Source organism: Galbibacter kalidii (assembly GCF_026241135.1).
Classification (GTDB): Bacteria; Bacteroidota; Bacteroidia; order Flavobacteriales; family Flavobacteriaceae; genus Galbibacter.
The window spans coordinates 116003-133671 of sequence record NZ_JAPFGA010000011.1; the positions used below are offsets into that span (position 1 = coordinate 116003).

At 41.0% G+C, this 17669-nt stretch carries 21 protein-coding genes, 1 tRNA gene and 1 pseudogene; 17 read left to right on the forward strand and 6 right to left on the reverse strand.

From position 1 onward, the window contains the following. The first annotated feature begins 22 nt into the window (after nucleotides 1–22). Nucleotides 23–598 carry an outer membrane beta-barrel protein gene (locus OOZ15_RS12285; protein ID WP_265956714.1) on the forward strand — a complete coding sequence of 192 codons (576 nt, stop codon included), beginning with the start codon at nucleotides 23–25 and terminating at the stop codon, nucleotides 596–598. A gap of 59 nt (nucleotides 599–657) precedes the next feature. On the opposite strand, the gene OOZ15_RS12290 is transcribed toward OOZ15_RS12285, so the two are convergent. Next, the gene (locus tag OOZ15_RS12290; RefSeq protein WP_265956715.1) at nucleotides 658–1605 is read right to left on the reverse strand and encodes an FKBP-type peptidyl-prolyl cis-trans isomerase; all 948 of its coding nucleotides are present in this window, start codon (nucleotides 1603–1605) and stop codon (nucleotides 658–660) included. A gap of 264 nt (nucleotides 1606–1869) precedes the next feature. Between OOZ15_RS12290 and OOZ15_RS12295 the strand changes: the two genes are divergently transcribed. Next, nucleotides 1870–2244: an RNA-binding S4 domain-containing protein gene (locus OOZ15_RS12295; RefSeq protein ID WP_265956716.1), complete on the forward strand. Its 375-nt coding sequence runs from the start codon at nucleotides 1870–1872 to the stop codon at nucleotides 2242–2244. Nucleotides 2245–2328: 84 nt separating this feature from the next. After that, nucleotides 2329–2832, forward strand: coding sequence for a phosphoribosyltransferase family protein (locus tag OOZ15_RS12300; RefSeq protein WP_265956761.1), 504 nt, complete (start codon nucleotides 2329–2331; stop codon nucleotides 2830–2832). On the opposite strand, the gene OOZ15_RS12305 is transcribed toward OOZ15_RS12300, so the two are convergent. Further along, complete coding sequence (locus OOZ15_RS12305) at nucleotides 2824–3339, reverse strand: shikimate kinase (protein WP_265956717.1); 516 nt, start codon at nucleotides 3337–3339, stop codon at nucleotides 2824–2826. The genes OOZ15_RS12300 and OOZ15_RS12305 overlap by 9 nt on opposite strands. 134 nt (nucleotides 3340–3473) lie before the next feature. Here OOZ15_RS12305 and OOZ15_RS12310 point away from each other — a divergent pair. Further along, nucleotides 3474–3546 (forward strand) — tRNA-Lys (locus OOZ15_RS12310). Between the two features lie 733 nt (nucleotides 3547–4279). On the opposite strand, the pseudogene OOZ15_RS20305 reads toward OOZ15_RS12310, so the two are convergent. The 3 genes and pseudogenes from OOZ15_RS20305 to OOZ15_RS12325 all read right to left on the reverse strand — a co-directional run. Further along, nucleotides 4280–5074, reverse strand: a pseudogene (locus OOZ15_RS20305) (recombinase family protein); the annotation flags it as partial. Between the two features lie 42 nt (nucleotides 5075–5116). Continuing rightward, nucleotides 5117–5299 (reverse strand): hypothetical protein, encoded by a 183-nt coding sequence (locus tag OOZ15_RS12320; protein WP_265956718.1) that lies wholly within the window; start codon nucleotides 5297–5299, stop codon nucleotides 5117–5119. 125 nt (nucleotides 5300–5424) lie between these two features. After that, a complete protein-coding gene (locus OOZ15_RS12325) occupies nucleotides 5425–5547 on the reverse strand; it encodes a hypothetical protein (protein WP_265956719.1) in 123 nt (40 codons plus the stop codon). A gap of 448 nt (nucleotides 5548–5995) precedes the next feature. Between OOZ15_RS12325 and OOZ15_RS12330 the strand changes: the two genes are divergently transcribed. The 13 genes from OOZ15_RS12330 to OOZ15_RS12390 all read left to right on the forward strand — a co-directional run bounded on the left by OOZ15_RS12330 (nucleotide 5996) and on the right by OOZ15_RS12390 (nucleotide 15340). After that, a complete protein-coding gene (locus OOZ15_RS12330) occupies nucleotides 5996–6388 on the forward strand; it encodes a single-stranded DNA-binding protein (protein WP_265956762.1) in 393 nt (130 codons plus the stop codon). A gap of 44 nt (nucleotides 6389–6432) precedes the next feature. Further along, nucleotides 6433–7506: a DUF932 domain-containing protein gene (locus OOZ15_RS12335; protein WP_265956720.1), complete on the forward strand. Its 1074-nt coding sequence runs from the start codon at nucleotides 6433–6435 to the stop codon at nucleotides 7504–7506. 55 nt (nucleotides 7507–7561) lie between these two features. After that, complete coding sequence (locus tag OOZ15_RS12340; RefSeq protein WP_265956721.1) at nucleotides 7562–7768, forward strand: DNA-binding protein; 207 nt, start codon at nucleotides 7562–7564, stop codon at nucleotides 7766–7768. 18 nt (nucleotides 7769–7786) lie between these two features. Further along, a complete protein-coding gene (locus OOZ15_RS12345; protein WP_265956722.1) occupies nucleotides 7787–8263 on the forward strand; it encodes a DUF1281 family ferredoxin-like fold protein in 477 nt (158 codons plus the stop codon). After that, nucleotides 8260–8472: a hypothetical protein gene (locus OOZ15_RS12350; protein ID WP_265956723.1), complete on the forward strand. Its 213-nt coding sequence runs from the start codon at nucleotides 8260–8262 to the stop codon at nucleotides 8470–8472. The genes OOZ15_RS12345 and OOZ15_RS12350 overlap by 4 nt, the downstream gene beginning before the upstream one ends. Then, complete coding sequence (locus tag OOZ15_RS12355; RefSeq protein ID WP_265956724.1) at nucleotides 8469–9095, forward strand: PRTRC system protein E; 627 nt, start codon at nucleotides 8469–8471, stop codon at nucleotides 9093–9095. Before OOZ15_RS12350 ends, OOZ15_RS12355 begins: the two co-directional genes overlap by 4 nt. A gap of 17 nt (nucleotides 9096–9112) precedes the next feature. Beyond that, nucleotides 9113–9331: a PRTRC system protein C gene (locus OOZ15_RS12360; protein ID WP_265956763.1), complete on the forward strand. Its 219-nt coding sequence runs from the start codon at nucleotides 9113–9115 to the stop codon at nucleotides 9329–9331. A gap of 51 nt (nucleotides 9332–9382) precedes the next feature. Then, nucleotides 9383–10558: a hypothetical protein gene (locus tag OOZ15_RS12365; RefSeq protein WP_265956725.1), complete on the forward strand. Its 1176-nt coding sequence runs from the start codon at nucleotides 9383–9385 to the stop codon at nucleotides 10556–10558. Then, complete coding sequence (locus tag OOZ15_RS12370; protein ID WP_265956726.1) at nucleotides 10555–11277, forward strand: PRTRC system protein B; 723 nt, start codon at nucleotides 10555–10557, stop codon at nucleotides 11275–11277. Before OOZ15_RS12365 ends, OOZ15_RS12370 begins: the two co-directional genes overlap by 4 nt. After that, the gene (locus tag OOZ15_RS12375) at nucleotides 11277–12110 is read left to right on the forward strand and encodes a PRTRC system ThiF family protein (RefSeq protein ID WP_265956727.1); all 834 of its coding nucleotides are present in this window, start codon (nucleotides 11277–11279) and stop codon (nucleotides 12108–12110) included. Before OOZ15_RS12370 ends, OOZ15_RS12375 begins: the two co-directional genes overlap by 1 nt. 442 nt (nucleotides 12111–12552) lie before the next feature. Further along, nucleotides 12553–13344 (forward strand): helix-turn-helix domain-containing protein, encoded by a 792-nt coding sequence (locus OOZ15_RS12380; protein WP_265956728.1) that lies wholly within the window; start codon nucleotides 12553–12555, stop codon nucleotides 13342–13344. A 134-nt stretch (nucleotides 13345–13478) separates the two neighbouring features. Further along, complete coding sequence (locus tag OOZ15_RS12385; protein ID WP_265956729.1) at nucleotides 13479–15056, forward strand: MauE/DoxX family redox-associated membrane protein; 1578 nt, start codon at nucleotides 13479–13481, stop codon at nucleotides 15054–15056. Nucleotides 15057–15073: 17 nt separating this feature from the next. Next, a complete protein-coding gene (locus tag OOZ15_RS12390) occupies nucleotides 15074–15340 on the forward strand; it encodes a DUF6520 family protein (RefSeq protein ID WP_265956730.1) in 267 nt (88 codons plus the stop codon). A gap of 73 nt (nucleotides 15341–15413) precedes the next feature. On the opposite strand, the gene OOZ15_RS12395 is transcribed toward OOZ15_RS12390, so the two are convergent. Continuing rightward, nucleotides 15414–17669 carry a zinc-dependent metalloprotease gene (locus tag OOZ15_RS12395; protein ID WP_265956731.1) on the reverse strand — a complete coding sequence of 752 codons (2256 nt, stop codon included), beginning with the start codon at nucleotides 17667–17669 and terminating at the stop codon, nucleotides 15414–15416.

Consider the following 17669-nt stretch of genomic DNA (forward strand, 5'->3'; position numbering starts at 1 on the left):
TAACATCTTAAAAAGCAACATAATGAAAAAAGTATTTTTAATGATATGTGTATTAGTCGGATTCATCGGTTATTCGCAATCTACCTCGGGATTTGGGGTGAAAGCAGGATTTAACTTTAACTCCAATGGAGAGTTAAGAGATGTACAGAACATCAATGCTGATTCTCAAATTGGTTTTCACATTGGGATTTTTGGGAAAGTAGAGGACGGACAAGCCATCTTCTTTAAACCGGAACTGGTCTTTACCAAAACAAATTCTGATTATGACGGTGATAAATTTGAAATGAGCAAATTGGATGCACCTTTATTGGTGGGACTTAATATTGTTGGTCCGTTACACGTTTTTGCCGGACCATCGTTGCAGTATATCCTTGATACCGAATTAGAAGGAGTTACTCTTAACGATGTAGAGAATGACTTTACCGTAGGTTTAAACATGGGCGTTGGACTCAACTTAGGCGAAAGAGCCGCTGTTGACCTCCGATGGGAAAGAGGTTTTAGTGACAATGAAGCCGAATTTGTCGGCCTAAGTCCTGAAGGAGGAAGAATAGACACCCGACCATCACAACTTATTTTAAGTTTATCTGTGCAATTATAGACTTCAACAAGTTTGAACATAAAAAAACCGACATTCAAAAAATGTCGGTTTTTTTATGCTTAATTATTTCCTATTTGATTATCGGGATCCAGATAATCTGGGGTTCCATCGCCATCGCTATCATCGGGGACACCGTCACCATCGGCATCATATTCAAATTCCGTTAATATACCATCACCATCATCATCGGCATCCTGATAATTGGGGATTCCATCTTCGTCCGTATCATCATTCCTTGGATCGCCATCACCATCAACATCTTCCAAATGAGAAGGGATTCCGTCCGGAGATGAAGCTGTTTCAGTTCGGGAAATAAGAACAACATCTACATCCAATTCGTTAAAAGTCAATAAATCTACTTTAAAGATCAACGGGCTATAGGCAGGGATACCGGATTGTGCAGCATTAAAATAGCCTAATCCTGAAGGCACAAACACAGCTCCTATCCCATAATCTTGATTCCAAGTAATGGTACCATCCGGGTTTTCTGCCTTCCCTGTTCCGGTTTTTAGTTTAGGAAAAATATAGTTAAACCCATTCACACCATTTACAATTGGTAAATTAAAAGGCACTGCTACATTAGAAACATCAAATACAGTTCCGTTGGTCAGACTCCCCTCATATCTGGTAATCACTTGATGTCCTAAAGCAGGACTTTCCCCTTTCTCTTCATCACCTTTTCTTACAATCAAATAATAAAGTTTGTGTGGTACATCTTGAAAATCGATGGTCATAGTTTCTACCTGATCAGCCAAAGGCGTCCTGCCGGCATTTTCGCCCGCAATGGTATCAAATACGATTTTATAATCAAAACCTTCGGTAGGGGTTTGAAAATCCTCATCATTATAAAAATGTGTTTCTAGGTACAACTGGAGTTCGGCGTCATCTTCTGCTTCCACTTCAGCTACATCCCTCACCTCAACAGTGTTACCACCATCGTCATCGTTATTACAGGCCATAAAACCCAATGTCAACAAAAAAACAGGTATTAAACTTTTTATCTTCATCAATCTTGCTTTTTCTTTAGTATATTCCATAAATATAAGTGCGCAAGATACTATTTTCTAATATTTTTGCTTCAGCTATTAACGAAATTTTTTGTTTAGGGTTCGTTAACATTACCAGAAAAGATGGGTTTTTGAAGATATTTTTTGTCTATTGAGGCATTTTTGACGAATTTGGCAGCGTCAAATGAGAAAAACAACGAGAAGAGACGGGAAATAGACCAAAAAACCGCTTTGAGTGTGTAGTGTTAACAGACCCCTTAGTTTATGCGTATTGACAAGTATTTATGGTGTGTTCGTTATTTTAAAACCCGAAATAAGGCTACGGAAGCCTGCAAAAAAGGGCATGTCAAAATAAACGAACAGCAGGTTAAACCATCACGCGAGGTCTTCCCTACTGATAAAATAGAACTGCGAAAAAACCAGATCAACTACCAAATAGAGGTTTTGGACATCCCTAAAAACCGTGTGGGAGCCAAAATTGTAGACCTCTACCGCAAAGATACCACACCACAGGAAGCTTTTGAACATACCGGCTTGCTAAAATATTCAAAGGATTACTACCGAAAAAAAGGTAGTGGTAGACCTACCAAAAAAGACCGAAGGGATATTGACGATTATCTGGAAGATGGTGAAGGTTGAGTAGGAAGGAAATTTCAAAAACTGTTCTGAAAATTATGTACTTTTTCTCTGTAAAAAATTATGTATTTTTGGAAAAAAGAAGCCATGACCATACAGGAGAATAAAATTCTAAATCATCAGGAGATTCAGCACAAAATCAGAAGGATTGCCTATCAGATTTATGAGACCTATAGTGACGAAAAGGAAATCGTTATTGCGGGAATCGCCTCCGGCGGATTGGAATTGGCTAAAAGGATCAATAAGGTAATCCTTGAAATTTCCGATATCAAAACCGTTTTTTGTGAAGTAAATATCGACAAGGAAAATCTATTGATCCCTGTTCAAACTTCCATTCCCGAAAGCGAATATCAAAACAAGGCCTTGATTTTGGTGGACGACGTACTTAATTCGGGTGGCACACTGATCTATGCCGTAAAACACTTTTTGAATGTTCCACTGAAAAAACTCAAAACCGTGGTCTTGGTAGATAGAAATCACAAGCGTTATCCTGTAAAAGCTGATTTTAAGGGTATTTCCCTGTCAACATCCCTTCAGGAACATGTTGATGTTGTTTTCAAAAAAGGAAATGACGCCGTTTATTTAAACTAACTTCTTCTCTATTTTTTCCGATATCCCTTGCGGAGTTTCGTCACCAACAGTTATGATATGGTGCGACCTTAAATAGAAGAAATTCCTTTCAAACAAATGCTTTCTGATGAAATCGGATAAATCGATATCGGCAATATCTTTGATCAAGGGTCGGTGTTCCTTTTCAGCCTGCAAACGCTCTACTAGTTTTTCAACGGACAGTTTTAAATAGAATACGTTTTGGGTAGCTTCAACAACAACATCCATATTATTCCCAAAACAAGGAGTTCCTCCACCTAAAGAAATCACTGCATTTGGTTTTTCCTTGAGCAAGACCGACAAATAAGCTGTTTCTTGTTTCCTGAAATAAATCTCGCCCTTTTGTTTGAATATTTCCGGGATAGTGAGTTGCTCCTTTTCTTCAATATAATCATCGAAATCTATAAACCCCATCCCTCTTTTTTTAGCTATAACTTTCCCCACAGTTGATTTACCACTGCCCATATATCCTATTAAAACTACCATCATATACGATTCACTTTCTTAATAATCATTTAATTATATCGCTCCCACAAAAAAAAGACAAATTTATGGGAAAAAGGTCTTGAAATATAAATAAATGATATTATATTTGCACCCGCATTCAAGCAATGCCACGGATAGACCTGGTAGCTCAGTTGGTAGAGCATCTCCCTTTTAAGGAGAGGGTCCTGGGTTCGAGCCCCAGCCAGGTCACTTGTTGGGACAAGTCTAAAAATGATAGGCTTGTCCCATTTTTTTTACCCTTTAATTTATTGGTTTTAAAATAGATAAGGTCGAAAGCAGTATTTAGTCTTTGAGTTCGATGTCGGTTTCCGTCAAATAGCAGATTTTCGGGGAACATCGAACTTATGATTGTCCGTTTTTCTTCAATATCTCCTCTTTCGTATTGTTTATCAATACCTATAAGCTTTCTTAGGTTTTTTCGGAGCAGGTCGTTTATTTCAGAGTTGATATCAGAGAGGTCATTCAATTTAGATTCCAGTTCTTCTAATTCTTTATTCGTAAACTTCTTTATCTTTTGATAATCGTCATCGTCAAGTTTTCCATCGACATTTTTGATTAGTGCTCCCTTTAACCGACTATTAAGTTTATCAATTTGAGCCAACAGATCCTTTCTTTTCTTCCTATCTGTTTTTCTTCTATTATTGTATTCTTCGAAAAAAGAATCGAGATACATATCAACTATTGCTTCACTTGGGCTTAAACGGCGGAGTTGCTCTATGAAAATTTCATTAACCTCTCCCGCTTTAAAACGCGTGCCACATCGGCTTGTACAATGGTAATAGTAATAATATTTTCCCATTTTTCCTTTGGAGGCACTGCCAGTGAGCACCCTGTCACAGTTAGGACATTCGAGGAATCCCCGTAACGGTAGATTATCCAATGACAGGATTTTGGGTTTCACGACCCTTTTTCGGCCTTCGAGTATTTCCTGTACTTCATTAAACTTACGTTCACTGATAAGAGGCTCATGCTGCCCTTTTACATAATATCCCTCCTCCTCTTTGTAAGGGGGGACGAAAATTTTGCCACAATACAGTGGGTTACGCAAGGCTACCCAAAAGTTGTTTTTGCTAAACCTATATCTATTTCCACCCTTCTTGAGAAGAAGTTTCCATATCTGTTCAGTACTAAATTTATTCTCAAGGATCTTCTCAAAAGCCCATTTCAATAATGCCCCCTCCTTTTCATGTATAGCGATATATTTTTTCTTATCCTCCGACATTTTATTTACATAACCCACCGAAGCCGGCCCCATATAGCGCCCTTCTTTCTTTGCCCTTCTCATACCGTGGAACACATTAAGAGACCTACGATCATTTTCAACTTCAGGAGAGGCAAGATAAAAAGCAAGCATCATCTTGTTTTCGGGAACAGAAAGATCCAGGGGTTGTTCTATGGCACTCGGCTCCACATAGAGTTTCCTCAACCGGTTAATCATTTGATAAGCATCGCCGGCATTACGACTAAACCTATCCCATTTCGTAAACAATAGTAATGTAGTATTCTTAGCTTTTTGTTTCCGAAGGTTGGAAAGAAGTTTTTGCCATTCAGGTCTCTTAAAAGATTTGGCAGAATAATCCTCTATATACACATTCCGTACTTCCAGACCTTTTATCTGGCAGTATTTCCTTAACCGTTCTTCCTGGTCGCGTTGGGAATATCCCTTGTCGGCCTGTTCGTCCGTACTAACCCGTATATACAAATCCGCCCTTTTCATAACATACAGAAATTTAAATCAATAAATCACTTGGCTTTCTTTTCATAAGTCTTCAAGCCTTCCACTAAGATATTGATTTACTGCTATACGTGCAATCGTTTGTACAAACTTTAAGATAGTTTCTGCTTCTTCATAGGTTACAGTAGTTCCCTCATGCCTTAAATCTTCAATTACTCTCTCCGGTATTAATTTCCTTCTTTCACAATGATCCTTCTCCATTTTCATTTACGTAACCTTTCTTTTCAATTTTTACAGAAACTAAACCTACGTATTGGATAAAGTAGTTACTTAAGAGTGTCTTTAGGTGGCCAAATTTGGCTATGATTGTCTTCTCTATCCGGAAAGCACATTTATCTCCTTGCGCCGATCCCTCCCATAAAAGAGCTTTGTCCGGATGCTGCAATAAAGCCTATTGAAAAATGCCCCACACTACCCACAACACTATTTTCCAATACCCTTTCCGTGGCTTCCAAAGCCACGATTTTGAACAAACACGGTTAAATCCAGCGTATTGGTATGCAATATCCTTAACCACAACATACCATTTGAACAATCCCGTCTTCATTGCTTCCACGGTTTTTTTTAATCAAAGAGCCGGTATGCAGTTTTTGTCCCATTTCAAGAGCAAAGGTATTTACGTGTTCTTGACCCAGCCCCAAGGTCATGCAGAGTTTGGAGAAAAATCTCCACCCGCCAACTGGCGGGTAGTATTTCCCTCCAAAACCTTGGTGCTACTAAACACGAACCTTTTATGCTCGTGAAACGAGACTAAGCATACTCCGGCTCTTTAAACGAATAAAAAAAATGTCGGCAATGAAAAACATACAAATTGAAAATGATAAAAGGGTGAAACGAAACAGCACCTCCTCTCATTGCCGAATAAAAATCAAATCAAAATCAATAACTAAAAATGTAGAAATCATGAACATCACAGGAAGATTGACAGGGGACGCACAAGTCCACAAGCTAAAAGACGACCGACAGGTAGTGAACTTTTCAGTAGCGGTAAACGACAGCTACAAGACCAAACAGGGCGAACGGGTGGAACAGACCGCCTTTTTTGATTGCTCTTACTGGATAAGCCCGAACGTAGCCAAGATACTCACCAAAGGCACTTTGGTGGAACTCACGGGCAGGGTAAGTGTAAGGGCGTGGACGGATATGGACGGCAAGGCACGTGCAGGGCTGAATTTCCACACCTCCAATATCAAACTGCACAGCGGTGGCAAAAGAACGGAAACCGTACAGGCTACCATGACAACCCAAAACAGTAAGGTTACTGCACAAGGAACCGAGGACGACCTCCCATTTTAACAGGGAACATTCAATCATTTTTAAACCTTTTAAATCATTTCATTATGGCACACAACATTAATTTCAACAGCAGGACAGGGCGTTATTCATTCTTTAGTGTTAAGGAAAAAGCATGGCACGGCTTGGGGCAAATCGTAGAGGATTACCCGACAAGCGAGGAAGCTATCAAACACGCAGGACTGGACTATGAAGTCGTAAAAAGCCCATTGTTTACCAAAGGTTCGGGCATTACCGAAACGGCTGACGGTATAGAAATGGGCAGTAGCGAACTGGAAGTACCCAACTACTTTGCCAACATACGCACCGATAACAATACCGTATTGGGCGTGGTGGGCAAAGATTACCACATCGTACAAAACCGTGAAGCCTTTGATTTCTTTGACGCCATTGTAGGCGGTGGCGAGGGCATCCTTTACGAGACCGCAGGGGCATTGGGCAACGGGGAACGCATATTTATCACGGCAAAACTGCCCGGTTATATCCGTGTGGGCAATGGCGATGACGTGACCGAGAAATATATCTTCCTTACCACTTCGCATGACGGTAGCGGAAGCATTACCGCAGCGTTTACACCCATTAGGATTGTCTGCCAAAACACCCTGAACGCTTCACTCCGCAATATGACCAACGTAGTGCGTATCAAGCACACTTCGGGGGCAAAACAGCGTATCGAAAACGCACACAAGATTATGGGGTTGGCAAATACCTTGAGCGACCAATTGGAGGGCATATTCAACAAGTGGACTAAGATAAAGACAACAGACCAAGAGGTCAGAAAGCTCATCCAACTGGCACTTTGCCCCAACAAGGAAACCTTGGAGCATATCAAAAAAGGTGCGGATGATCAACTATCGACCGTGTTCAAAAACACCGCCAATGATGCCTTTGCCTATGCAATGGTAAGCGACACCCAACAAATGGACACGACCAAAGGCACATTGTACGGAGCGTACAATGCCGTAACGGGCTACTATCAAAATGTACGCAATTACAGGGACGATGAAGCCAAGTTAAAGAGTATTGTAATGGGCGGTACTGCCCAACTCAAATCACAGAAAGCATTTGAATGGTGCAACGCATTTGCAACGGACGGTGCGGAAATCCTAAACCTTAATTAAAAATAATTACAGGCTACTGCCTTAAACGGTGGTAGCCTATTTAAAACGAAGGAGTATGAAAACAAAATCAATAGACGAAGCCAAAGGTTTTGCCAAGACACAAAGCCTTGATAAACAATACAAAGACGTGGCTATATACATCATTCATTGTAACCGAACAGGACATTTCTATGTGGACACCAATAGCCTGATACGGCTATGGGAACAGCTTTTAGGCTACTATGTGAATGGGGTTTATACCTCTGAAAAAAAAGGAGATTAACGATAAAAACATTTGATTATGGCAAATTGGTGTAACAATACGGTTGTCTTCGAGGGCAAACCCGAAGCAATCGAGCAGGTACAACAGCTATTCAAAGCAATGGCTGAACAGGAACAAAAAGAAGAAAGAGGACAACTGCCCGACTTTGTAGAGGACAGTAATGGGGGCTATTTCTTCAACATCTATAAGGACGATGATGTTACAGGCGTGGTTCAGTACGAAACAAGGTGGTCGCCCAACCTTGAAATCGTACAAGCGATAGCGGAACACTATAACATGGATTTCATACAGGATTATGAGGAATTGGGTTGCTTAGTATATGGCAGGGCAACCTATATGGATGGTATATTGACGGACATCTGTTTGGATGATGAAGCGTTTGAAGCGTACAGCTATGACGAGGAAACCGACACTTACCGTTTTGAGGGGGAAACCTACGAAAGTGATTACGAGATACTGGAAACCCTGTTGGAAAGGAAATTGGCACAGCTATGAAGGTAACGGATTTGAACGGTTGCCAAATTGAAGTAACCGACCTTGACGAAGCTATCCGCATAACAGCGGAATACAAGGAATACGAACACATAAGCGAGGGCTTTTCCGAGTTTGATAAACGGCAAAAAACCTATTGGACGGATATGTACGGGAAACTGACAGCAATCAAAGAACAATTAACGACAACATTAAAAAATACAAGACAATGAACACAAATTTTTTCAATCAAATAGCACAGTTGGAGTTCACGGGCAACCTGCAATTGAACATTGCCAAAGGGGCAGGAAACAACCTGATTGTATCGGTAATGCTCCATAACGACGGGTGTGGGGACAGCGCCAAGAACCTTATTCCCCCGTTGATATTCAACGCCACCGCCCAAGAGTTTGACGAGGGATTTTTTAAGCAGATAACCACGCCCATCGAAAAGGTTTCGGGGGTCATGGTGGACATGGAAAAATACCTAAAACAAGTCGAAGAAGCCAAAAAGCAATCGGCAATGGAAAAGGAAAAAGCCGAGAAAGAGCGTAAGGAAAAAGAAGCCAAAGAGAAAAGATTCAAAGACGCTATGGCAAAAGCGGACGAACTCGAAAAAGAGGGCAAATTCCGTGAAGCATGGTCAAAAGTGCCCAACCCTGCCGACTACCCCAAAAAGGCAGACGAAATCCGAAAACGCAAATCGGAACTGTCCGCTAAGTTTGCCCCCAACCTTTTCGACAAGGGGACATCACGGGAAAGAACGCCAAGACCATCGGCAGAAGGGCATTACCCCGACTACCAAATAAAAGAGGTAGAACAGGAAATGGAATTTGGGGAAAAGGAACAACAGTAACACTTAAATCAAAGATGATGTTAACAGCAACACAATTGGAACGGGTATTTATACTCAAGGACAAAGGACAGGACATTAAACTGACCGACCCCGAACCCCGTTGGGGCGTGGAAGCCGTGTTGAACTTTTATGCCAACACATATCCCATATTGACAACGGCAAAAGTATCTGCACCGAAAATCAAAGATGATAGGGTCGAGTACAGATTTGAAAGTGTAATGGGGACAAAAGGTTAAAAGCCTCCCCCAACCCCTCCAAAGGAGGGGCTATTAAAATCCTATAAAAAAATGAAAGATGAAGCCACATATCCTATCGGGGACTATCGAGATCCCCGAACAGAAACGGCAACAACAATTGCACCAGCAGTTGGGCGGGTTCGCCCATTGGATGCAAAGACCAAAGGACGCAGGCGAAATACAGAAAGACAAACGCCAGTCCGTGCCGATAGGCATGTTGCCAATGGTTTTCTAAGGTGCAGCTTTCTGCCCAAGCTGAAAGAAACGCAAACCATACAGGCTTGCAGGAAATCACAACAAACGGAAAGGGATTTTTATCGGTCCCTTTCCCAATTAGCAGGGCATTACAACATTGAGCCAATGCAGACCAAGGGTTATGGTTACCCCTACAATATGGCTTTGGCGATGTGGGATATGGAAACCAAACTCAAACAGGTAAATGTAAATTGGGATGGTTTCCATCTGTTACAGGACAACGGGAAAACCTTTTTAGTCAGCAAGGAACGGTACGATACAGGCACGACCTTGTATTACATTCCCATTGTACCGCTCTTTCAAATGCTCCACGACCCGAAGCGTAAAAAGACCGCCCAACTGTTGGTCTCGGTTTGCAGCTACCTCTACCATATTGCCGACATCCCCTATTACAGGCAAGAAGGCAGTTATCTGTATTGGCAATATGAAATGTTCAGTGAATGGGTGGAATATGACGACTGTACGGACGATACCGAAAGCTACAAAAGCGAATTGAGAAAAGCCGGACAGCTTGGCGACATCATGGAACAGAAACTGTACAACCGTATCAATTTACAACTGTTTGAACAGCGGTTAAACCGTTTTAAAAGCCGTGATGCTTTTGATGAAGAATGCCGTAAAGTGGCTTGTGATGCCCTTGCACTTTATAGGGACTATCCGAACGCTACTATTTTCCGAAACGCCCAAATGCCCGGGCAAGTCCCCTATATTGATGATTACGGCAATGAAACCATTGGAATGGAAAAGTACATTTCGTTTGTTGCCGATACCAAAGGTTGGTTATATGAAAGACTTGCGGACTGCATCAACAACGAATTCAACGAATATGGGACAATTGAAGAACCGACCCTTTGCAAACGCTTTGACGGAAGCAAAATAACGGCAACCGACCTCGGTTTTGAGAACCGTTTGTTTGCCCTATTGGGTGACTTGTGCGGTTTACTGCATGAATATAAAACAACAGGAAAATGAACAGCAGCAACGATATAACCGAAAATTTCGGGACATTGTACAGCCCTAAATCCGCTTTGGTTTTTTATGAAACCAAAGGGACGAATCCCGATATGTATGTAGAGCATTTCGATATGGACAAAAACGGCAATCCCATCAATGCCCACCCCTTGACCGTAAGGGAAGCCAATGCGTTGGCAAAGGCTTTACGAACCGATAAAGAAAAGGACAAAGCCTTTTTAAAACCGAAAGGGATTTTGCCGACCAACATCCTGCACATCAACCCGAGCGGGAAAGGTTCGGTACTTTGGCACACCAAAGCTCAACAAAGGCAACTGTACTTTGTGAACAACTTGGGCATTCCCAACGGAAAGGCGCAGGTACCACCGATGCTTTGGTTGGCAAGTAAAAATAGCCTTTTTGTATTTGCCCTTGCATCGGACAGGAGACCTACCGAAAAAACACCTTTGCATTATGCCCCTTTTTTCAACATTTACGAGAATGGCAACGTATGTATGGGTACGGTAAACATTGAGATTAAAAAATCGGCTTCGGTGGAGGAATTTACCACCGCTTGGGAAGATTATTTTTTTAACAGCTATTTCAGCCATTTGTTGGGAGGGTACAACCCGATAAAAGGGAATTGCGTGAACCTTTGGAAAGACCTTATCCATACAGGCGAAGCCTTTCCGAAAGAGGTATTGAAAAAGAACAACAAAACACTTAAAAACCTATTGTGATGAACGGCACAGAAAAACAAACGCTTGATGGGCATGACCGAACCAAAGTCCATTTTACGGACAACTATTTGATAAGCCCGACCAATCCCATTACCGTTAACCTTATCGGTGCAGGGGGCACGGGCTCAAAGGTATTGACCGCCTTAATGGAAATGAACCACAGCTTGGTGGAATTGGGGCACGCAGGGCTGCAAGTCCGCCTCTGGGATAATGATACGGTAACCCCTGCCAATTTGGGCAGACAGCGTTTTGCGGAATGTGAAACGGGATTGTACAAATCCGTGGCACTGATAAACCGTGCCAACCGCTTTTCGGGAACAAACTGGAAAGCGGAAGCAAGAAAATTTGAAAAGGATCGTTTGCGCAGGTTGCCAGAATATGCACGGGCAACCCTTACCATTACCTGTGTGGACAGCGTAAAGGCAAGGTTTGGTGTTGCCGGGATACTGAAAGAAACAAGCAACCGCAGACATCACAGGGACGAGCCGAAATATTGGCTGGACTTTGGGAACAGCCAACACACAGGGCAAGTGCTGTTATCCACGATAGGAAGCATTCGACAACCCAATTCAGAAAAATACGAAACGGTGGCAAACCTACCTATGGTTACCGAAGAATTTGGCAAATTGTTGAAACAGTCCGAACAACAGGACGACATACCAAGTTGCAGTTTGGCTGAAGCCTTGGAAAAACAGGACTTGTTCATCAATTCATCTTTGACCCAAATGGGTTGCTCTTTGTTGTGGAACTTGTTCCGCAACGGAATGACTGAGTACAGGGGATTTTTCCATAACCTGAAAGATTTCCGAACCCGTCCGATAACAGTTGATTAACCCAACCCATTGAGGGCGGGCGGCGAAAAGATGCATCCTTCCATTGGTCGGAACCGTCTTTTCGCAATTGAAGCGGTGCAACCCCTTTGCCAAAATGTAATCCCTACGCAGTGTTCCCTTCATTACATTTTATCAAACAGGTTGCGGCATTATTGTACGGGATAATTATTATCCCGTTATATTGGTTTTGTAACGACTTCTTTTCTTTCCACACAAGCGACCAAAGAAAAGAAGCAAAAGAACGTCGCTTGTTTAAATTGAGAATTATAATATTGATAGTATGGTAACCAATGTTTTTAAATTATTTCTCCAATCGGAGAATTTTTAATACCTTTATATGTTTTTATATTAAACCCTATAGTTAGCCTACAAATGTAATATCTACCCATAGGCGTTTTATAATCAAATTGTTAGGAACTGCCCCAAATGTATATAAGCGTTTATGAATTTTTATTTGATATCCTTAATTGATAGAATACTGGAGGAAGCTATGATCAAGTTTTCAAAGTTTCCAAGGGGACAGTCTGCCTTTTATTATGACCAAGATGAATTTCTTTTACGCCATACCAGAAAAATAGTAGATTTTTATATGATGTTTTTCAGTGAAATTGATTTTTTATCTGTTGATTATGACTATTACAAAAGTGAGTTGCTACAAGAAGTCAACCTGGAAAATAAGGAATTTCCCGAATCAGATATACTCTTAAAAAGATTAACCACTTTTCCTAAAATCAAAAGGATAGAATTACCCTTTATAAAAGACGAAATCCTTCCGGTTCACCTGCACTGTTCCACAAAATCGGAGATATTGCTTATTATGGGAATAGTTGTACTGGAAAAAGGAGATATAAATGCGCGGTTTATCCTTCATAAGGTAGGAGTCCCAAGAAGCCTTATTAAACCAGCACCACGCCATCTTCAATACTTGCATAAGGTGCTGGAGCGATATGAAAGCAATAAACAAATGTCCATGGACAAACTATTGAGATACTTTGATAAAAATTACAATCAGTTCCAAAGGGATTGCAAGCATTATTTTGGGGATACGTTCTATCAGTTTTATACCAAAAAGAGGATGATTGACGGGGTGGGAGACATTTTGTTCAGCAAGTTAAGCTTAAAGGAAATTGCCTATAAGAACAGCTTTTCAGATTATAATAGCATGTACAAGGTTTTTAAAAAGTATGACAACCTGACACTGGTTAACATACCAAGGTTCTTGCAGGATATTTAAATTATCTTTCTCTTTTTTCCATAAGGACTACGTTTTCCTCCATATTTTTTACACTATTTACCATATATTTTATTCTTTTTTCCATTTTTTCATGGTTTACCTTTTAGGAACTTTGAGGCGTAAACAAATTAAAAATGAAGTTACGAAAGGTGTTTCCTGTCTTGGTCAGCTACCTGTTTATACTACTTTTTGTATATGCAGCCGTTAGTAAGTTGCTTGATTTCGAGAATTTTCGAATTCAACTCGGGCAATCCCCTTTGTTAAGTGCTTTTGCTAGTACTATATCCTGGAGCGTTCCGCTGTTGGAACTGGCGATAGCCTCAATGCTTATTGTTCCGAAATTCAGGAGAATAGGACTGTATATGGCATTCACCTTGATGGTGATGTTCACGGCCTATATTTTTATCATTTTGAATTACAGCATTTTTGTACCCTGCTCCTGTGGCGGTGTCTTGGAAAAAATGGGTTGGAAAGAACATTTACTGTTCAATGTTTGCTTTGCTGTACTTGCCTTTGTTGGTCTGTTTCTGATGAAACAGGGAGGCAACTCCCAAAAAGTTAAAATATTTAGGATAAAATCTTTTGTTTTAAAAACATTAAGCTGTTTTTTGGGAGGTGTCTTTTTGGTTACTACCCTGTACTTGTTGTCGGAACAAAAAATACATCGGAACAATGCTTTTACCAGAAGATATCTGCCCCACCCCATCCTAAATAAATATGAGTTGCCCATAAAATACAATTCCTATTACCTGGCCGGCCATAGTGGAGATACTCTTTACTTAGGGAATACTACAGCCCCCTTGCATTTGCTACAGGTAAACCTGAATGCAAAAGATACAGTGCACGTAAGAATTAAACTCAATAGGACCGACTTCCCTTTGCGTACTTTAAAAGTTAATGTCCAACCACCTTATTTCTTTGTAATGGATGGGACAGTCCCCTGTATTTTCAGGGGTAGCATTAAAAACTGGGAAGCGGACGTATGGATGAAAGACAAGGCTTATTTTAGAAAGGCATTTCCTGTTGACAGCAATACTATATGTATCAACACTATCAGCAGTAAAACCCAAATGGCGACCCTTGGGCTTATTGGGAAATCCGATGATGATTTCAACATTAGGTTAAACCCTGAAATTTTGGAAAAGCAGATAGACGGCATCTTTGATGTCAATGGGATAATGACCTCCTCCTCGACAGGTAAGGCTATTGGTTATATTTATTCATACCGCAATCAGTTCATGATAATGGATTCCAATCTAAATCTATTAAAAAGACTGCGAACCATTGATACGGTACAGAAAGCCCAAATAAAGCTTACACAACATACCAAATCAGAAATTACTCAAATGAAGGCACCTCCACTGCTGGTAAACAAAATGGCCGCAATGAGTGAACGCTTTTTATTCGTAGGTTCTGACAGGCTTGGTAAAAACGAGGACAAAAGTATGCTCAAAGAGGCATCCATTATTGATGTTTACGACTGGAAAAAAGAAACCTATGAATTCAGTTTTTATTTATATAACATCAAAGAGGTAAAGGTTAGAAAGTTTGGTGTCTATGGAAGATACTTGGTAGCCTTAGCAGGAGATTGGTTGTCAATTTACGAATTGAGAAATGAACTTTTTACCAGTAATGAGGGAAAAATAATTCTATCGGCCGATAGTGGGAAAAGAGATCGAAAACCCGTAAAAAAGAGTAGATCGGAATATTAATTTAAAATTTTGTTATCATGAAATTTTTAAAATCCAAATTTTTAATGCCGGTCTTGGTTGTTGCTTTTGCCTTGACCGCGAGCGCTTTTACTGCCATCGATAATTCGAATGCAGAAGACAATGCTATCCAGGGTTATGTTTTTAACGACAATCCACAACTTCCGTGCAATACGGTACAGGTTGAATGTGACATCACAGGATCCGAGCTGTGCAAGCACGAAGGGAAACAGGTCTACAGGTTTGCTGCCGGGACTATGTGTTCCAGTGAACTGTGGAGGAACTAATACTGGGAGCAGTTGTAAACCAAGGAAGGAGCCTATTAAAGCTCCTTCTTTTTTTGTTTTTTGTTGTGTGTTATTATAGTTTATCAATTAGTTTCATACATAATTCTAAATGCCCAATCGTGGGTTTGTCCCCTATTGCTTTTAACTTGACCTCAATACCTCTCCTTAGGGAAAACAGTTCGGACATCAAAATGCTTTTTGAATAGTCACTATAAAACCGATAAGTGTTATTTGGGTTTACGGTGGTGTAATTATTTTCCTGTGTAGCTGCCTTGACTAAAAGTTCAACATAAGCTCGTTGTAATTCTTGTCTTCTTCTTTCTACAACTATATTCGTACAATGGAGTTCCCTAAACAGCCCTGATCTTAACTTTGACAGCAGTGTTTCAGAAATCCCATTGTGGGAGCCATCCCCTTCCATTTGTTCCAATCTTTTTATCCTACGTGCGTCCAAAAGTTCCGACAACAACACTTTTTGATACCCCAATAGTTTATCGGTATTTGTAGAATATTGTATTCTTGGTAAGAAATCGGGTTTTGACAGCCACTTCGGAACTTCAAAGGCGTTGTTAAGCAGGAAATCCAAAGCTTCCTCTTGGGACTTCTTGGGGATTGGGCTATATACATCCCCTTTCTGCGAGCCAGATTTATATTGTATGGTATAGCCCCCTATCAGGGACATGACCTGTTGCATCTGCTGATACCATAATTCCAAAGCCTTATTATAAAGCCGTCCCAATAGAGCATTGTCCGGTTGTTTCTCGTTTATGGCCGGGAGTAATTCCAGCACCCGTTTTAGGTTTTTCAAGCTGAGATTTATGCTTTGCACAGGATTGTCATTCTCCACTACTTCATTGGTACTTCCCGGCCCAAGGGTTTCCGACTGCTGCAAATTGAACCTGTACCAAGGAACGGAATCTTGTTGTCGGACAATTTTTTCCAAATAGGGCAGTTCGTCCTTGGGGTTATTGATTCCAGAAAATGGTTTATATCCCCATTTAATCTGGTAACTATCCATAGGCCCCACTTTTTGAATGAGTAATGAAGGTGGGATGTTGTCCTCCGGTTGAACGACATGGTTATGTCTGGCATAGCTCATTATACTCGGTGTATGTCCCATTTTTTCGAGCCACTCCTTATTCCGTATCTTTTCAAAAGGGTAGGCAAACTCTCCATAATGACCATCCCTAAGCCCAAAGGCATGCCCGGCCTCATGGGCAGTAATAAATTGGATCAATTCCCCTACAAGGTCATCGGGGAAGGGGTATTGTTGAGCGCGTTTGTCCAAGGGGGCACACCTGACCATATACTGATCGGATAGGCTTTGGTATGAGCTCCCAATGATAATGTCTGCTTTGAGTATCTCACCCGAGCGTAGGTCAATAATGTGATCGGCGGTCGAACCTGATCTATCCTCGCCCCCTCGAATATCTGTGTAATTGGACCAGCGTATAACGGAATGGCTGACACTGTTCTTATGCCAGTTTTTATCGTTTTTAGATACTTCCCTAACCTCTATAGCATCCTTAAAACCTGCTGCTTCGAATGCGGGCAGCCACTCCTGTACTCCCGCTATGACATAGGGTTTCCATTTATCGGGCATGGTAGGATCCAAATAGAATACGATTGGATCGATGGGCTTGCTTAGCTTTTTATCTTTGTGTTTCTTTTCTAAACGCCATCGCAGCACACTTCCCTTTACTGTTTTGACCTGACTATTCACGATACTGAACTGATCTTCACAGAAAAAGCCCATCCTGTGGTCAAACAACCTTGGTGTCATAGGTTCAGGCAGTTTATAAAAGCTAAAAACTGCATCAATGGTCCTTTTATCGCCAAAATAGTCAACGGTTCTTTTGGTCTCAATTATGGTTTCGTTTTCCAAATACCTTATACCCTTTATATAGGAAAGTTCCCTAACTACCGTTTCAGAAGATTTCAAATTCCAACGGATATTGGTTTGCAGCATTAAATCAGTGACATCAACAAAAAAAGAATCTTTTATACTTTTCTCTTTTATGATAGGGAACCGTCCAATGATATTCGAATCAATCTTGTAATTAAAGTACAAGGGAATAACGGTCCCCGAAAGGGATTCAATCTTTGAGGTGGTCAATAAGATATGGTCGTTGTGTTTTGACCAAACCACTTGTTGATGCCCTGAACCGTGCCGTACAAAAAGCATAGGCGTGTCCAGCACTTCAACATCAACACCAATTATCAATCTGTCCTTTTCCAGATATGCCTTGATGCCATTATTGGCCTGCCCCCATAAGGAACAGGTTACTGACCCAATAATCAAAAAAAATAAAACCTTACTGAATCCCAT

Excerpts from the sequence above, each read along its gene's own strand:
- OOZ15_RS12285 (WP_265956714.1), top strand. The coding sequence starts at position 23 with ATGAAAAAAGTATTTTTAATGATATGTGTATTAGTCGGATTCATCGGT.
- OOZ15_RS12290 (WP_265956715.1), bottom strand. The coding sequence starts at position 1,605 with ATGAAGATAAAAAGTTTAATACCTGTTTTTTTGTTGACATTGGGTTTT.
- OOZ15_RS12295 (WP_265956716.1), top strand. The coding sequence starts at position 1,870 with ATGCGTATTGACAAGTATTTATGGTGTGTTCGTTATTTTAAAACCCGA.
- OOZ15_RS12300 (WP_265956761.1), top strand. The coding sequence starts at position 2,329 with ATGACCATACAGGAGAATAAAATTCTAAATCATCAGGAGATTCAGCAC.
- OOZ15_RS12305 (WP_265956717.1), bottom strand. The coding sequence starts at position 3,339 with ATGATGGTAGTTTTAATAGGATATATGGGCAGTGGTAAATCAACTGTG.
- OOZ15_RS12320 (WP_265956718.1), bottom strand. The coding sequence starts at position 5,299 with ATGAAAATGGAGAAGGATCATTGTGAAAGAAGGAAATTAATACCGGAG.
- OOZ15_RS12330 (WP_265956762.1), top strand. The coding sequence starts at position 5,996 with ATGAACATCACAGGAAGATTGACAGGGGACGCACAAGTCCACAAGCTA.
- OOZ15_RS12335 (WP_265956720.1), top strand. The coding sequence starts at position 6,433 with ATGGCACACAACATTAATTTCAACAGCAGGACAGGGCGTTATTCATTC.
- OOZ15_RS12340 (WP_265956721.1), top strand. The coding sequence starts at position 7,562 with ATGAAAACAAAATCAATAGACGAAGCCAAAGGTTTTGCCAAGACACAA.
- OOZ15_RS12345 (WP_265956722.1), top strand. The coding sequence starts at position 7,787 with ATGGCAAATTGGTGTAACAATACGGTTGTCTTCGAGGGCAAACCCGAA.
- OOZ15_RS12350 (WP_265956723.1), top strand. The coding sequence starts at position 8,260 with ATGAAGGTAACGGATTTGAACGGTTGCCAAATTGAAGTAACCGACCTT.
- OOZ15_RS12355 (WP_265956724.1), top strand. The coding sequence starts at position 8,469 with ATGAACACAAATTTTTTCAATCAAATAGCACAGTTGGAGTTCACGGGC.
- OOZ15_RS12360 (WP_265956763.1), top strand. The coding sequence starts at position 9,113 with ATGTTAACAGCAACACAATTGGAACGGGTATTTATACTCAAGGACAAA.
- OOZ15_RS12365 (WP_265956725.1), top strand. The coding sequence starts at position 9,383 with ATGAAAGATGAAGCCACATATCCTATCGGGGACTATCGAGATCCCCGA.
- OOZ15_RS12370 (WP_265956726.1), top strand. The coding sequence starts at position 10,555 with ATGAACAGCAGCAACGATATAACCGAAAATTTCGGGACATTGTACAGC.
- OOZ15_RS12375 (WP_265956727.1), top strand. The coding sequence starts at position 11,277 with ATGAACGGCACAGAAAAACAAACGCTTGATGGGCATGACCGAACCAAA.
- OOZ15_RS12380 (WP_265956728.1), top strand. The coding sequence starts at position 12,553 with ATGAATTTTTATTTGATATCCTTAATTGATAGAATACTGGAGGAAGCT.
- OOZ15_RS12385 (WP_265956729.1), top strand. The coding sequence starts at position 13,479 with ATGAAGTTACGAAAGGTGTTTCCTGTCTTGGTCAGCTACCTGTTTATA.
- OOZ15_RS12390 (WP_265956730.1), top strand. The coding sequence starts at position 15,074 with ATGAAATTTTTAAAATCCAAATTTTTAATGCCGGTCTTGGTTGTTGCT.
- OOZ15_RS12395 (WP_265956731.1), bottom strand. The coding sequence starts at position 17,669 with ATGGGATTCAGTAAGGTTTTATTTTTTTTGATTATTGGGTCAGTAACC.